This is a genomic window from Rhodococcus sp. P14 (genome assembly GCF_000256505.1).
GTDB lineage: Bacteria > Actinomycetota > Actinomycetes > Mycobacteriales > Mycobacteriaceae > Rhodococcus > Rhodococcus ruber.
Genome location: NZ_AJFC01000025.1, coordinates 1 through 15,438 on the forward strand (window position 1 = coordinate 1; position 15,438 = coordinate 15,438).

15 protein-coding genes are annotated in these 15,438 nt (G+C 61.4%); 3 read left to right on the top strand and 12 right to left on the bottom strand.

The window, feature by feature from the left end; genetic code table 11:
* Window positions 1-272: 272 nt before the first annotated feature.
* From OEY_RS29605 to OEY_RS29615, 3 genes are all read right to left on the bottom strand, one after another.
* On the bottom strand, window positions 273-752 hold the full coding sequence (locus OEY_RS29605; protein WP_083846908.1) for a very short patch repair endonuclease: 480 nt from the start codon (window positions 750-752) through the stop codon (window positions 273-275).
* A 20-nt stretch (window positions 753-772) separates the two neighbouring features.
* Window positions 773-2,092: a DNA cytosine methyltransferase gene (locus tag OEY_RS29610; protein ID WP_010592256.1), complete on the bottom strand. Its 1,320-nt coding sequence runs from the start codon at window positions 2,090-2,092 to the stop codon at window positions 773-775.
* A 169-nt stretch (window positions 2,093-2,261) separates the two neighbouring features.
* Window positions 2,262-2,966 (bottom strand): hypothetical protein, encoded by a 705-nt coding sequence (locus OEY_RS29615; RefSeq protein WP_083846909.1) that lies wholly within the window; start codon window positions 2,964-2,966, stop codon window positions 2,262-2,264.
* A gap of 97 nt (window positions 2,967-3,063) precedes the next feature.
* Between OEY_RS29615 and OEY_RS0101895 the strand changes: the two genes are divergently transcribed.
* From OEY_RS0101895 to OEY_RS29620, 3 genes are all read left to right on the top strand, one after another.
* Complete coding sequence (locus OEY_RS0101895) at window positions 3,064-4,479, top strand: ParB/RepB/Spo0J family partition protein (RefSeq protein WP_010592257.1); 1,416 nt, start codon at window positions 3,064-3,066, stop codon at window positions 4,477-4,479.
* Window positions 4,476-6,293: a DEAD/DEAH box helicase gene (locus OEY_RS27890; RefSeq protein WP_043804179.1), complete on the top strand. Its 1,818-nt coding sequence runs from the start codon at window positions 4,476-4,478 to the stop codon at window positions 6,291-6,293. The genes OEY_RS0101895 and OEY_RS27890 overlap by 4 nt, the downstream gene beginning before the upstream one ends.
* 70 nt (window positions 6,294-6,363) lie before the next feature.
* Window positions 6,364-7,140 (top strand): protein NO VEIN domain-containing protein, encoded by a 777-nt coding sequence (locus tag OEY_RS29620; RefSeq protein ID WP_157179980.1) that lies wholly within the window; start codon window positions 6,364-6,366, stop codon window positions 7,138-7,140.
* A 115-nt stretch (window positions 7,141-7,255) separates the two neighbouring features.
* Here the strand turns inward: OEY_RS29620 and OEY_RS30335 are convergent, their stop codons facing one another.
* The 9 genes from OEY_RS30335 to OEY_RS0101950 all read right to left on the bottom strand — a co-directional run bounded on the left by OEY_RS30335 (window position 7,256) and on the right by OEY_RS0101950 (window position 15,432).
* Complete coding sequence (locus OEY_RS30335) at window positions 7,256-7,543, bottom strand: hypothetical protein (RefSeq protein ID WP_192811056.1); 288 nt, start codon at window positions 7,541-7,543, stop codon at window positions 7,256-7,258.
* 49 nt (window positions 7,544-7,592) lie between these two features.
* The gene (istB, locus tag OEY_RS0101915; RefSeq protein ID WP_010592261.1) at window positions 7,593-8,420 is read right to left on the bottom strand and encodes an IS21-like element helper ATPase IstB; all 828 of its coding nucleotides are present in this window, start codon (window positions 8,418-8,420) and stop codon (window positions 7,593-7,595) included.
* Window positions 8,417-9,772 (bottom strand): Mu transposase domain-containing protein, encoded by a 1,356-nt coding sequence (locus tag OEY_RS0101920; RefSeq protein WP_010592262.1) that lies wholly within the window; start codon window positions 9,770-9,772, stop codon window positions 8,417-8,419. Before OEY_RS0101920 ends, istB begins: the two co-directional genes overlap by 4 nt.
* A 122-nt stretch (window positions 9,773-9,894) precedes the next feature.
* Window positions 9,895-10,371: a hypothetical protein gene (locus OEY_RS31070; protein ID WP_237713714.1), complete on the bottom strand. Its 477-nt coding sequence runs from the start codon at window positions 10,369-10,371 to the stop codon at window positions 9,895-9,897.
* Window positions 10,372-10,874: 503 nt separating this feature from the next.
* Entirely contained in the window at window positions 10,875-12,140 is a 1,266-nt protein-coding gene (locus OEY_RS30340; protein WP_157179981.1) for a hypothetical protein, read from the bottom strand.
* Window positions 12,141-12,147: 7 nt separating this feature from the next.
* Window positions 12,148-13,098: a hypothetical protein gene (locus OEY_RS27895; RefSeq protein WP_010592265.1), complete on the bottom strand. Its 951-nt coding sequence runs from the start codon at window positions 13,096-13,098 to the stop codon at window positions 12,148-12,150.
* Entirely contained in the window at window positions 13,095-14,267 is a 1,173-nt protein-coding gene (locus OEY_RS0101940) for a protein phosphatase 2C domain-containing protein (RefSeq protein WP_083846911.1), read from the bottom strand. Before OEY_RS0101940 ends, OEY_RS27895 begins: the two co-directional genes overlap by 4 nt.
* Window positions 14,268-14,271: 4 nt before the next feature.
* Entirely contained in the window at window positions 14,272-14,940 is a 669-nt protein-coding gene (locus OEY_RS0101945) for a vWA domain-containing protein (protein ID WP_010592267.1), read from the bottom strand.
* A 21-nt stretch (window positions 14,941-14,961) separates the two neighbouring features.
* Window positions 14,962-15,432 (bottom strand): hypothetical protein, encoded by a 471-nt coding sequence (locus OEY_RS0101950; RefSeq protein WP_010592268.1) that lies wholly within the window; start codon window positions 15,430-15,432, stop codon window positions 14,962-14,964.
* Between the last annotated feature and the right edge of the window lie 6 nt (window positions 15,433-15,438).

Genomic DNA, 15,438 nt, shown 5'->3' on the forward strand with positions numbered 1-15,438 from the left:
GCGCCACTGCCCATCGACGCCCCTCGAGCAGCCCTGCATCCCCCGAGGCGAGGGCTTCAATGTGGCGCATGCGGCTACCTTCCTCCCCGACCGTCAGAACCTGGAGGATCGCAATCTCCGCGGATAACTTCCGCCATCGAGTCCCATTGCCATCCGCACCTTGGGACCACAGTATCGTACCGATTCTAATCCGGAACCTCGGTGCTCCACTCCTTGAATTTCACAGGGCTGCCCATGACGTTGCTCGCTGATTTTCCCTTACGGCTTGTCACTCAATTTGCTGCATCGCTCGAGCGCAGTAGCGCCCGCTCGACCAATTCCATTGCGTGCTCGAGAGATTCATGTTCCCATACCCGAACTACAGTCCACCCTCCAGCAGCGAGGAGTTCATCCGCCTGCCTGTCACGTTCGACGTTTCTCAATAGTTTCGGAGACCAGTACCATTCGTTTACGGTCGGCTGCCGTCCATGAATAGGACATACATGCCAAAAGCAGCCGTCGACAAAGACCGCAATCTTGCGGGCCGTGAATACGATATCCGGCCGGACTCGAGATGCTCCCAAGTCTAGCCGGTAATCCTTTCGAAATCGGTAGCCCTTGCGATGCAAGGCACTGCGCAACCGCACTTCCGGTTTCGTATTGGACCTGCGGATAGCCCGCATATTCCGCGACCTGCCGGCGTTGCTCGCGCGCGGGTAGGTTTCACGACCCCTAGCCTTACCAGGGGGCGTGTTCGCTCCATTTCGGCTCATCTCCGACGATCTTACACCGATTAACTGATCTTGGAACGATTCAGGGCGAACAGCTCGTGTCGCATGTGCGATTCTTGCCCGACAAATCCGAAGAATTCACCTAATCTGAATGCAAGCGTGCCCGTCGATCGTTCAGTCGTTGTGATTTCGAAATCCCTTGATAGGTTGGCAATTCGGCGTTCCACCTCCGGAGCGGCGATAAGAATTTCATTCTTCGACAGCCGCGCGCAAATCTGATCGACGGTCAATGGCTGCACACAACTGCGCAAGAGTGTATAAATCGGGTCATGGACAACATCTACGTCCTCGATCAGTTTCCGACGTGTTCCAGTCTTGAGAAGGGCGTCCCTTATCGATACGCCGAGCGCTTTGGCCACCGGCGGAGGAAAGGCGTTCCCGATCTGACGATAGACCGAAGTCTTCTTACCCAGGAATTCCCACCCAGTGAATTCTCCGTACCACCCCTGGATTCGGGCTACCATTTCATTCGTCAGTTTCGGCCCCGGTTTCCCTTCCGGAACCACCCATCCCTTGCTCGGCGCCGCGTCAGCCACACCCATTGCGTCTACGCCCAGTTCCGCCCAGGCGCGCTTTGCGCGAGTCGGTCCGAGATCTGCACCACCGTGCTTCTTCGACCCGCCTACGATCGTCGGAGCAATAGTGTTGGCCTTGCGCACCCATGCGTCTACGTGGTGATCCTCCCAACCGTTCACTCCCATGAGGTCGCGCAGCACCTCGCCGACCGTGGGCGCGGGTCCTTCGATCGGCTCCGGCCAGGAAAAATACTCTGCGTACTCCGGCTGAAGGGCTATTAGCACGAATCGCGGTCGAAGTTGCGCTACGCCGAAATCGGACGCGTGCAGCAGCCTCCATTCACCGATATAGCCATACTCTCGCAGCTGATCGAGAACGTGTTGGCGGTAGGCCGAAAACCGGTTTCCACTCAACCCGCGAACATTCTCCAGCAAGAGGGCTTTGGGTTTCATCCGTCCGCACATCTCGACGGCCCATGCAAAAAGGTCACGCTCGTCGTTCGCACCAAGCTGTTTTCCCGCGATGCTGAAGGGCGGGCAAGGCACTCCCCCTGCGAATAGATCGATCCCTACGTGCTCCGCCGGATCGAGCACGGACGAGTCTGCCGCGTCACCGACCTTCACAATTTCCCCGGGGTCGGAAACAGACTTTCCCAGGTTATGAGTAAGAGTAGCTGCAGCATGAGGGTCCAGTTCGACCGCCAGACGATGTGAGAACCCCGCCCGTTCCAGACCGAGCGATTGCCCACCAGCGCCAGCGCAGATCTCGATGACCTCGAGCTCTCCGTCCCGAACCGACCCCGACATGCATACTCCTTCCAGGTGCTGGATACGGGACGAGCCGCCACCCCAGCAGCAGAAATTCGACGCTGCCGCCGCCTCTCCAGCTACTGGAACGGAACCTTGGGGGCCGCCCGGCCTGACTCGCTAGCGGCGAGTCTAGAGGGCACCTAGGACATGACTCCCTGGTGCACGCTCAAACCGGCCGGTTCTCATCTGGTATCACTACCGAATGCACCTCCGCGCGCGCATCAGCCGGGAGCCTTCGGTACGCGGTCCACGCTCGTTCCAAGGGAGTTTGGCCTCGTCGCCCACGCGCCACCCAGCGCCTGAAACGCGCCTGGTCAACGGGGTCCAGATCGCGGTACTCCACGATCACTTCATCGACGCTTGAGACTTCCCCGCTTCGGCCCGACGCACAACGGTTGCAAACCGTGACAAGCATCTCTTCGCTCTCCCCAGAGAGGGTCAGCGTCGATCTCTTCGTCACTGACAACACTGCTACCTGACCGGGAGCATCTGCGAATCTTTCACCCCCAGCGATTCCGCACGTTGTGCACTGGAAACCGTCCCGCTCGAGGATGACCTGCCGTTCTTTGGCGGGGATCGCCCTCTTTGCCGCAGCGGCTCGTGCGGCTTTGTCCCACACGGGCACGCCGGCAGCGACGAATCGTTGATCTTCAGCAGTCAGACTTGCGTCCTGGGTATTGGTGAGGATCTTCCACCCGAATGCGCGTAGATCGCGGATTCGACGATCTACCTGAGCTACGCCCGGAAACGCCTTGCGAAGTTGGTCCTTGGTGAAGATGTTGCCTTCACCGACTTCCTGAACCAGCCAGAGCGCACCTAGCACCATCGTCCCGTGCTTGCTGGACGGATCATCCCACCTCGGAATCGCCATGCGACCCCCTTCAGTCCCATATGCCCCAGCGAGCTTGTCCGCGGGGCCTGCAATGATGTCTCCCTAAAGATAACTTCAGCGTTCTGGAAGGGTCCCCATGGCATCGAAGTTCGGCGTTCCTCCGGAAGGCGACAAGATCCGCTCGCTCGTTACCGAGCGGCTCGCTGTGGCCAGACAGGAAGACGGAGCCAAAGTCACGGTTGACTGGCGTGGCCAGCAGAAGCACCTCAACGTGATCACCATGCCCGTCGGAATGCTCTACTTCAATCCCGACACTCACCGGATCCGGGCACAGAGAACACTTGATGCAGACCTCAACAGAATCCTCGACGACAGTCCTTGGAGTGAGGACGCCCAACACTACCTCCACAGGCTTCTGAGCGCTAAGCCCGCCGATCCGACGCAGCTCGACCCCGACTTCATCACCCTTCGCGAGGAGCTCGATGAGTTCGGACAGAAGGAACCTGGGATCATCACTCCCGACGGCATCCTTGTCGACGGAAACACCCGATGCGCAGCTCTTCGCGATCTCAGCGTGACGAATATCCGCGTGGCAGTCCTGCCGGAAGACACCTCGCGAGCCGACGTCAACGCCGTCGAACTAGCACTCCAGCTGCGGCGAGATAAGCGCCGTGACTACTCGTACATCAACCGGCTCATAGCCATCGAGGACCAACTCGCAGACGGTCACGCTCAGGATGACATCGCCAGAACCTTCAATATCAAGGTCTCGACTCTGAAGAAGGACCGCTGGGTCTTTCAGCTGATCAACGATGCTATCGAGAGAAGCCGTTCGGAGGATGGTACGACCGCCCTTCGTCTCATCGACTTCGAAGATCATCAGGAGAAGCTCCGAGAGCTTCAGCGCGACTACGAGAAAATGTCGAAGACTGATCCTGACGGTGCGGAGCGTCTGAAGGAATCCCGGCTGCAGATGGTGCTTCTCAACCTACCGAAAACGACCTTGAGATTGGCAGAGGCCGACTTCCACGAGCGCTATCTGGAAGGTCGCCTCAAAGGAGAGCTGGTGCCCGAGGTGGCAGAGCCAGCCGCCGTAGTAATTCCGGGCCTGACCGGGGTTACCGTTGCAGATGCGGAGAGTGACGTCAAGAAGGTGCGCGCTCTCACCGACAAGCTCCTTCGTGCGAAGGCAATACTTGAGTCATCCGGGCCGTCAACTACGGCATCGGAGGTGAAATCGGCCGCAAGCCTGATCGAGAACGCCAAGGAAACGTTCAGTACGGCCGCAAAGCTGGCGGGCCAGTCCGCTCAGCTTCAGAAACGTCAGATCGCTGTGCCGGAGCGAATCTCTGACGCAACCGAGCACATCCAGCAATGCGTCCGCGAATTTGCGGATGCGAAATCGAAGAACGCTCTCGACGAAGATGCATTCGACGATGCCTTGCTCACGTTGCGCGACAGCCTTGCTCGTCTTGCCCTCCAGGCGGGCCGGACCTTCGAGTCACCCGGAGACGGTGTGAATTGGCTCCTGACCTCCACGCAGACGCGATGACCTCGACCTCTGTACACAGTCTCCAGCTCCTGTTCGGTGACACTGCAACTCAGGCCCACCTGCGTGCCGGGGCAGGTTTTGAGCCGCACCTGCGGAAGCTCTCGCTGAGGTTCAGCTCAGCAGTACAGAAGACTCCGTCTGTACTGGAAGTAGAAATCGACGAGCTACTGACGAATCTCGATGCACTTGCCAGCTGGCCCGAAGCCTCCAGCGTGCATTGGGATCCGCAACTTGCGAGCTTGGCCTCCGACTCGGTGGCTGATTCTCAAGCCGTCAAGGCTCGCCTCGACAGTGGGCTTCCGCCAGAACAGATTGATCTGGACGCCGCACTCGGAGACGAGTGGATCGCCAACCTCACCGAGTTCCAACGACGCGATATTCAGAAGCTGTTACTTCTTCGACACGGTGCAAACTTTTCCGTGCCGGGTGCCGGAAAGACCCGCGTCGGACTGGCAGTTTTTCAGGCCCTACGCAACGCGAACGGGATTGAGCGCCTGCTCATCGTCGGGCCGAAATCCTGCTACGAGTCGTGGCAGAACGAGAATCGCGAATGCCTCGCTGCGCCGATGAACATGAAGGTGTACTCACAGCGGATCGACCCTGCGGCCGACGCGATGATCATCAACTATGAGAGGTTGGGGTCGGCCGTCAACGATCTCAGCAGCTGGCTTACAGCGCGGCCCTCGATGATCATTCTCGACGAGGCGCACCGTATGAAGCTCGGCGCCGACGGCGTTTACGGCTCAGCCTGTCTCGCACTTGGCCCACGGGCACGTCATCGGTTGATCCTTACCGGTACTCCGGCCCCGAACGGCGCCAAAGACCTCGAGAATCTCTTCGGCTTCGTATGGCCGGGGCATGGCCGTCGCAAAGTCACTCAGGCAGTAGCCGGCGGCGACCTGGCACATGCAAGTCAGGCACTGCGTCCGCTCTTCACACGCACGACCAAGCACGAACTGGGCCTTCCCCCCGTCAACCTGGCCATCCGGCCAATAACACTTGTCGGACTGCATCGAGAAATCTATGACGCTCTCATCGGGCACTTCTCAGCGCGGGCCACGGGGTACGAGTCCGACTTCGAAGCGCTCGGGCGTGTCCTCATCTACCTGATGATGGCCGCTACCACGCCAGCACTGCTAGCTGTCGGAGCTTCGCCTCACGAACCGGTGGAAGCCAGAGTGCCATCGCTCCAAGTTCCCACCGATGCACCATTGTTTCAGCTAATGCAAGATCTTCCAGCGTACGAGATGTCCCCGAAGTACCAGGAAGTCCTGTCGATTGTCGCCCAGAACGCCGTCCTCGGACGCAAGACGTTGGTGTGGTCGACGTTCATCCGCAGCATCAACACACTCGAACATATGCTGTCCGCCTTTTCGCCGGCCGTCGTTCACGGGGGAACGAAGGACCGCGACGCCGAAATTGCACGCTTTCGACACGATCCCGAATGCATGGTGCTGATCTCGAACCCCGCCACTCTGGGCGAGGGAATCAGCCTGCATCATCACTGCCACGACGCCGTGTACGTCGACCGTGATTTTGCGGCGGGGAGGTTTCTCCAGAGCCTCGACCGGATTCACCGGCTCGGGCTCGCAGAAGGAACTGAAACCCGTATCACGGTTCTGTCAGCCGAAAAGACTATCGACGACGTCGTCGAGAAGCGTCTTGCAGACAAGCTCTTCTTCATGGGCAAGATTCTGGACGATCCGTCCGTGCAACAGCTTGCCGATCTCGAAGAGGAGCCGGCAGTCGGTTCGGAGATGGACAGAAACGACCTGAAAGCACTGATCGGTCATCTGCATGGCGATTCCCCCTAGTCCGATACTGCGAGCGGCACTGAGGTGGCTCGAGTACATTCCCGCAATCGGGGTTACTCGCAGCCGTCTCATGTTTGTCTCTCACTCCGATTTCAGCGACATAGCGCCGACACAGTACGACCAGGGTTACGAGTGGCTTCGCGAGGCCGGTTTACTAGAAATGGGAGATCCCGCGAGTCCGGCTGCACATCGCATATTCGACGCAGCGGTTCTGCATGGTCAACCATTCTGGCTGCGGGATGCGGACGATCTGGTCGGAAGTCCAGACGACCTTCCAGCGGACGCGATAAAGGCCGCGAGAACGTTGAATATTGATTCAGAGGAAGCGTTCTCACGGATTTTCTCAATATGGAGAAAAGTAGATACAGAAGAGCGTGCACGCATCGGAGCGGCCGGGGAAGCGGCGTTGATGGACCTACTGCGCAGCACAACGTCCGCACGAGTCGAGCATGTCGCTGCTTGGTCGGATGCCCACGGGTACGACATCTCAGCATCAGCACCCGAAAGTGAACTTCACCTGGAAGTCAAGAGCACGAATCGACGAGGCAGAACAAAATTCTATCTTTCGCGAAACGAGTACGAAGTGATGCGGCGAGACCCGCGGTGGCGACTCGTTTCGGTTCGTCTTGACGAGGAGCTGAAAATCATCGGTATCGGCGTCGTGAGTAACTCGTTCATCTCGGCAACCGCGCCTATTGATCGCGACCCGCTCGCTCGTTGGGACTCGGTTCGCCTCATCGTTCCAGACGTCGAAATCGAGGACGGAATTCCGGAATTAGCTTCACTTACCCTCAGCGCCGCACCAAAGGAACATCGTCGTCTTATCTTCGGCAGTGAAAACGATTAAGGGGCTTGCCTGCCAGATGCAGCTTGTCTCAGATGACGTTCGGCGAGGTCGGATCGCCCTCGTAGCCAACGCTTCGCTTCAGGAGATCGCATATACGAGTGACTGGCGCGCCGTGTCAAACAGACACGAAAATCCTGGTCCGATGCCAACCAAGATATGTCCTGTCGGACAGCTGCGCGGTACTCGGGAGAATCAATTTGTCTGCCAGCGGGGGCTTCCCGAACGCTCCACGTAGCGATTCGTCCTCTATTAACGCGCGCTCCAGGTCTCGCGCATAGGTGATGGAGAAGTCTTCAGCAACTGTGATCAATCCCGTGTCGAAAGCAACATCGTGGGTAGGGCAGGCAGCCAATCCGTTCAGATGGTCGAGTCTCTCCTTGTTCGAGCTGTTGATGAGGCTCATCGAAAGTGCTCAACTGTGCTCAGTGGAAGTGCCCACCTGTGAGCAGGGTTCACTGTAGCGGTTGCCGGGTGCCGGTGGTGGCCTGTCGGAGCTTTTCGGCTCGGGCGTGGTGGTCGCGCAGGCGGTAGGAGTCGCCGTCCAGATTCAGTACGACGGAGCGGTGCAGGAGCCGGTCGAGCATCGCGGCGGCGACGGTGGTGTCGCCGAGGACCTCGCCCCATTCACCGACGCCGCGGTTGGTGGTGATGACGATCGAGGTCTTCAGATACCGTTGCGCCACAACCTGAAACAACGCGGATGCGGCCTCACCGGGCAACGGGAGGTAGCCGAGTTCGTCGATCACCAGCAGCGTGGGTCCGGCGTAGAACCGCATCGTCGTCGCCCACCGGCCCTCGATCGCGGCGCGGTGGCAGCGGGCTGCGAGGTCGGCGGCGGTGGTGAAGTAGGTGCGGTAGCCGGCGTGCGCGGCGGCCCGGGCGAGCCCGACCGACAGGTGTGTCTTGCCGACCCCGGGCGGGCCGATGAGCAGCACGTTCGTCGCGGTTTCGAGGAACCGGCAGGTGCCCAGCTCGGCGATCAGCGCCCGGTCGAGGCCGGGCGCGGCGTCGTAGTCGAAGTCCCCGAGTGAAGCCGGGGTGGGCAGGCACGCGAACCGCAACCTGCCGGCCAGGCGCCTGGCTTCGGTAGCGTCGACCTCGATCGACAACAACTGCTCGAGGGCCGCGGTCATCGACAGGTGCTCCTTCTGCGCCCGGTCGAGCACCGACGGCAGGGCCTCGGCGGCGTCGTGCAGCTTGAGCGTCGCCAGATGACCACGCAGACGCTGATAAAGACTCGCCGCCGCGGCGGTGGTGGTGCTGTCGGGGGTGGTAGTCATGCCAGGGTGTTCCTTCCGCGGGCGGCACGCTCGTAGGCGGCCAGGTCGGTGACCGTCGACCGCGCCGTGATCGACGTCGATTCGGAGTCGGTTGTGTTGTTGCGCAATGCTTCTGCCGCAGCGACCGCGTCGGGTCCGGGTGGGATGCGTTCCTTGCGGCGGTGCGGCCGGCCACCGGTGGCGGCGCCGGCCATCGCGGCCTGCTCGAGGGCGTGGACGTGGCCGTGGTCGCGGACCACGACGCCGGCCCCGTCCGGGGCGAGGCGGTGCCGGGCGACGGTGATCTGCGAGGCGGTGACGATGTCGATCACCTCGCCGCCGAGGACCCGGGTGACGGCGACCTGCGCCGACGCCAGCTCCGGGGGCACCGAGTAACGGTTGCCGCGGTAGGGCACCAATGCCTGCCGGGAGACGGTCCGCGGTTCGCGCAGCACCACCGGATACGGGCTCGCCGGCACCGGCGTCAACGGTTCGCGGGCGGCGACGGTCAGCACCGAGGCCTTGCCGTCGGCGGTGGCCCGCATCCGGGAATCGGCGCGCAGGCTGCAGAACCTGTCCACGCTCGCCTGGGCCTGCTCGACGGTGATCTCGTCCGCCACACTTCGCCACCACCTTTGTGCGGCAGTGTGATTGGCCTTCTCGACCACGCCCTTGCGGTTCCCGGACCGCGGTGGGCAGATCGCGACCGCCACGCCGTAGTGCTTGGCGACCCCGGCGAACGTGGCGGGGACCTTCCCGCTGTCGGGGTGAGCGACCGTGGCCATCCGATCGAACCGCCAGGTGCGGGTCAGGCCGCCGAGCTTGCGACAGACGCGGTCGAGGCCGTCGATCAGATGCGGCTGGGTCATCGCCGGGGCGAGCACCCCACGCCAGCGTCCCGAATGCGCCAACGAGCCGACCAGCAGATACGCGGTCTTCCCCCAGCCCCACGACGCGGGTGGGTCCGGCAGCTCGACCCAGTCCCACTGGGTTTCCTCCCCCGGCGGGTGCTCGATCACCGCGTTCGGGCGCTCCGTGGCGCACGCGCAGGATGGGCAGACCGGGCGCAGGTTGCGGGTGCGGATCTGGCGGGTCAGCGTCTGATACGACGCGGTGTAGCCGAGGTCTTCGAGTTCGTCGCACAAGGTCCGCGCCCACAGGTGCGGATCCTCGCGCAACCGGGCCGTCACGTAGTCGACGAACGGCTCGAACGGGTCCTCACCGGCCCGTTTGCGCACGCCCGGCGTGGTGACGCCATTGATATAGTTGCGGACCGTCCGGCGGTTGCGGCCGGTGTGCCGGGCGATCGCCGAGATCGTCCAGCCTCGCTTGTGCAGTGCGTGTATCTCCACATCGTCCTCCCATGTCAACATGAGAAAGCGGGTCTCCTTCGAGGTGCTGGTGCGTGGTCAGAGACCACCAGCATCGAAGGAGACCCGCCCTCATCGGCGGAGCCACACGGGTGAGCACTTACGGTGAGCAGGACTGGGCATTTTCAATGAGCGCCATCACTGTCTCGCCACGGCTTGATGTGACTCGCTGCGAGCATTCTTGGTCGACGTCGACCGCCGATTACACTGCTCATTCCACAGAAAACGCAACGATTGCCGTGATTAGACATCACTGCTCTCGCGAATCGGTGTTGCCCGATCCGTACCGTTGAAGTAAGTACCCGTTGCGTGACTTCAATCGGGACATCCGTGCAATCGCGTGCCCACTTCTCGACTGCTTCTTCCAACTCGGACTCGATCTCACTTGCAACGAGTTCCTCCTGACCTGCGAGCCAGAGAGTTCCCCCGTTCTCCAGTTCGAGAAAGTCCGGCAACACGGCGCGATCGATGCCCTCGGCCCGAGCTGCTTTCAGAATCCGAAGATAGACATCTTGCAGGAGTGCGCTATCCGACATCATCCGGGCCGATACTTCGAGTTCGTGGCGTCCCCCATTGCTGCGTGTTCCGTCCAAGTTCGCCATCTTCGCCAGGATGCTCGTGGGTGGCCGCGTATACAGCCTCGCGAGTTCTTGTACAGGGAAGCCTGCACGATGTGCGCTTCCACTGCCGAAACGGCTGTGATCGACGAGTAACGATGCGCACAAGCAAACGACGATTTCACTCGGTACGAAGTTCACCTGTCTCTGTCCGGGTGCTACCGGTTGTCTGGCCAGAACCGAGCGCCATTCCACGCGGAGCAATTGGTCCGACGGCTCCAGAAAGTCACTGAGGCTGTGTATGTCCCGGCGATTCACCACGCTCCATACCTCCTGATCAAAATGCAATCCGCGCCCGCGTCCGTCGGACAACAACTATCAACTTAGAGCTATCTTCCGGGCGAGCATGTCGACCAGAAATAACTCGGCGAAATCCTCTGCTCCGGAGGCTTTCTCGACGCCATCCCCTGCACGCGTTCATCGCGACGACGCTTGGGAAGATTCTCGGTGCTTCAAATCCCCTTTCACACGCCTCGCCGCGAGCGAGATCAGAACGGTTGCAGGTCAGGAGTCTCGTGGCGAACCTGCTCCAAAGCAGCCACCCACTGCGACAACGGAGGCCTCGTACCTGCCACTCCCATCGCTCGGGACCACAAACCACGCAGCATCGTGGAACCGGTAGCGCGTCCCCACTCCGCTGCTCGATCCGGATCGATCTCTGCGTCCAAGCTCCTCGCCACCAGCATCCGGTAGGCGAAGAGCGCGAACTTGTAGCGGTCGGAATCCATTCGCACGAGGACCGACCCCAGCCACTGAGGGTCTTCCCAGTTGGGACTGTCGAGAGGAAGACTCCTCGTGAACGGAAGACTGCCCTGGACGCGCGACGAGTCGAAGTCGAGCACGCACAGCTCCACGGGGTCGAGCGAGAACGTGAAGTTCATCCAGGAGAAGTCTCCGTAGATGATGTCGTTTCTGTGCATTCCGTCGAGAAATACGGCCACGAGATAGACGAGTTCGAGGCGTTGTTGATCGTCGACCTCGAAGGGAAAAGGCACAGCACCCTGTTTGCGCGGGATCGCATGCTGCAGCTCACGCGCATGCTTCTTGGTCACCGAGCCGAACGTCATCTCGAAGTAGAACTGCCCGCCGATCCTCGGCATCGTGTAGCCGATCAATTCTCCGTCTCTCCGGACGGGGCTCGCGGGCCAGCACAAGTGGATAGGATGCCCGGAAACCGCTGCTCCTACGTCCGTTCTTCTGTGGACGAGTTCTTCGAATTCACGGGCTCCTCGAGTCAGTGGCACGACCCAGTACTTGGCAACTTGCCCTGTGTTGTCGACGAGTCCGTACACCGCGCCCTGACCGCCGGCGCCGAGTTGTTGCTCCCGCTCCAGATTCGCGTCGTCCTCGTACTGAATGCCCCCGCGAAGAAGCAGTTTTCGTCGCCGTTCCTCCGCTCGTTGACGGCGCTGACGTGCATGCTCCCTTGCAGCCGATTTCGCAAGATCCACCGGCTCGGACCGTTCCGAGGGCATCGCTTCCCAGCTGCGGGTAGGATACTCGGGAGCCTCCACAGGCTCCGAACGTGGCGGTTCGAGGCTCCTATCGGAGAAGAAGTCACTCTCCCACCAATCGTCCTGCGACACCTGCGCATAGCGCGGCTCGGCCTGATCCACAGGAGCGTAGTCACGAGTCCTGAACTCCGGCGCAAGGACCATCCCCTTGTTTCGCCAGCGCCTGCGCCGGCGCCCCAAAGCGCCCACAACAACTAGAAGCACGACCGCGGCAGCGACGATCGCGACGACAAGTACCATCGAGCGCTTACCTCTTCGGAGGAGTCACGGGCCGGAACTTGCGTTCACCGGTGCCCAGTAGTTCGGGTTTCGGTTTCGGGGCCGCGACAGTCCGGCGCATCGTCGGTTGTACAGGAACGGTGACGCGGTCACTCAACGCCGTTTCCCACACCCTCGCAGACGGTCGTGTCCCCTCGGGACCTGCTGCCTGCCGAAGAAGCTCTCGCAATCGGTGGTCCATAGCCTTCTCCACCCCATCGAACGCGAGACCGTCGAGTTCGGTCGGTCGGCAGTCGATTTCTCCGCCGAGAACCCTCATCACTGCCAGTGCGAGCTTATAGCAGTCGCGGTCGAACGTCGGTGCGGTACGCGGCGCAGCGAAGGGATCGTCCCAGTCCGGCGTTTCGGCTTGGGGAAGAACAGGAGGTAAGCCGTCGGGTCGCATGCCATCGCAATCGATTAGCATCACACGCGGTTCCGGAGACAATGACCAGAAGATGTTCGCGAAGGACAGGTCACCGATGACGATCCGATGCTCGTGCAACACACCCACCGCCCTCGCCAGGCTGCGAAGGATCGCGATTCGCTCCTCCAGAGTGGGAAGCGTGACGCCTGCGAACAATGGACTGGACTTCTTGGCCAGCAGTACACCGAGCTCGGACAAGCGCCGCTTTCCGTGCGCTTGAAAGGTGAACTCCGTCGGCACCCGGGGCATGAGAAACCCGACCACGGTCTGAGCGTCACGGACGACCGAACTCGGCCACGCGGCCCACTCGTCGACCGGACGTCCGCCGTTGGACAGCTTGCCGCGCATACCGATCAGCGCGTCGAGCGTCGAGGCAGCGAAACCGGGGCCGGACGGACTGTGGTACCTCTTGAACACCCGGGCCGGATCGTCCGCCAACTCGTAGACAGCGCCTTGACCACCGTCCCCGAGCTTCGGTCCCAGTTTCAGCGTCGCAAGGTTCGTGGCGTTCATCGCTGCGGTTCGCCGAATCGGAAGCCCACGATCGTTCGGTCGTCGTCGAACGACTTCACAGTCGCATCGAGGACCTTGAGCAGATCGGCCGGCGACGGCGCTGACGAACGCCAGAGCTGCGCCAACGCATCGGCATACTCACCGTTGGACTTGACTGGATCACCCACCCCATCGGTAGCAAGGACGAGGGTCTCCCCCGGTCGGAAGGTCTCCACCCACACCGAAGCCATGTGGTGGCCCGGGAGCGGATTCACAGAGTTGTCGATGAGGTCACCGGGCCCGGACTGGAGAGCCGGGCATGTCAGTTCGATCCACTCGCCACGCGACAACTTGAATGCCGGCGAATCTCCGATCTGGGCAAGAACCACGGTGGTCTCCCCCACCTGGGACGGATTGTCCAGCACAATTGCTGCTGTCAGGGTTGTGGATACCTCGGCGGCATCCACTTCTGCGTCGGTCGCCACCGAACGCAGCAAAGTGGCGATGTCCCGGAGAGACACTTCGGCAGGCGTGCGCGCGGAAACGATTTCCCCGAGAAGCGCCTCGTTCTCGACGATGGTCCTCGAGGCCAAGGCCGACCCGAGATGCGACGACTTCGCATTGCCCACTCCGTCGGAGACGGCCAGCGCGAGATAGTTGGTACCCCGCGAGAAGGCGAAATTGTCCTGGCGCACCTCTGCGAGATAGCGGTGGATATGCCCTCGGGCCGAAACTGCGCGCAAGTCACCGAGCTGGTCCTCGAGCCAGTCCATGACCGTATCCCGAACGGTTTCGAAGCTGCGCAACGGCTGCTCGACAACCTTGCTCGGCATGGGCTTGAGCCGCGCAGGCGCTCCGAACGTGCGGTACGCGTGTTCGACAACCGGAGCGGCCGCTTGGGGAGGAACGGCAACATCCGGAGTTACCACGGCACGCGGCGCCTCCGCGGGGTATTCCCACTGTAATTCGGTGGGAGCAGGCGCTACCCGTGGGCGCGCCGGCTCGGGCGGCGGAGGAGGCTGTGTCGGACGCGGCGGGTACGCGAAAGATTCGGTACCCACAGGACGCTGCCAGTATTCGGACGTGTAGGAGTCTTCCCGGATGACGGGCTCTCCCTCTTCGAATGAAGCCGGGTTTATCAGGGCGGACTCGGACGCATCGTTCCTGTTGTGCTCGGGGAAGTTGCTCATCGCGTTATACCGTGTCGACGTCGAGGGCCGTGAAACCGTCCACCTGAGTAGGGGTCTGCAACTGGAGTCCGCCTTCCTTGGTCATGCTGACCCCGGACTTCACGATCGACTTCGTCAGTGCGGTGGCAAACTCCTGCAGCGCTACGGCCGGGGACATCGAGGTGTCCTCCTGGATGAACGCGCGGAAGTTCGCGATAGCCGAAATGACGTCGCGATCGGCATCGCCGATGCCGAACGAGACGATGTTCGGACGGTACCGGAAGCTCGGCGACGTGAGCTCGTTGTACTCGATCTCCCAATCGGACGTCGGCTGTCCATCGGTAAGGAAGAACACCACCGGACGGAATACCTTGTGCCCTTGTGACTTGAGGCGATCCAGATCGAGCTCGATCTGGGACTTCAAGCACCGCATCGCCGCCGCGAAGTTTGTGCCGCCCTTTGCCGTCAGAACCGGGAGGCCCGCAATCTGGCTCAGGTCCGACAACTCGAGAAGGACTTCCGCCTCGTTACTGAATCCGATGATCGCGAACTGCGTCTTGTCGGACACGACCGGGTTCATGCCGATCTCGGCATGCAACTCCGGCAACGCCTTGTTCATGGCGTCGATCGCGTCACCCGACATGGAAGCGGACTCGTCGCACACCAGATAGAACGGCAGAATGTTCTGGCCCATTTTCAGCTCTCTTCGGTCGAATCAATCGGTCGTGAAAAGGAAGACTTCGAGGCGGGCGGTTCCACGCGGGAGGGAGCCGTCCCAGAAGTCGCGGGTGGTCGTCCCATCGAACAAGGTAGGCGCTGCACAGGGCAACTGTTCGGCGATCCGGACTGCGGATTCGAGCGCCACTCCGATATCTTTGCCACCGCCGAATATCAGAGCGAGCGCGGCTCGTTCGCCCTGCAGCGCACTGGTCACGTCGTTCAGACGCTCACACACCAACCGCCCTTCGTCCTCGGATCCCGCACCGGATCCGATCAGTGCCCCGGCGTCGTAATCGATCGTGAGGATCTCCGGATCCTGGCGCATGCCGACGATTTTCGGCAACGGTTCCTCGACGGCCGCGGGATCGGGTATCTCCGGCGCTGTGGCTGAACCCAGCCCCACGATGAACAGGACGATCAACAGATCGGCGAAGATCCAACCGGCGAGCGCTTCCGGTCGGAGCAATCCCCG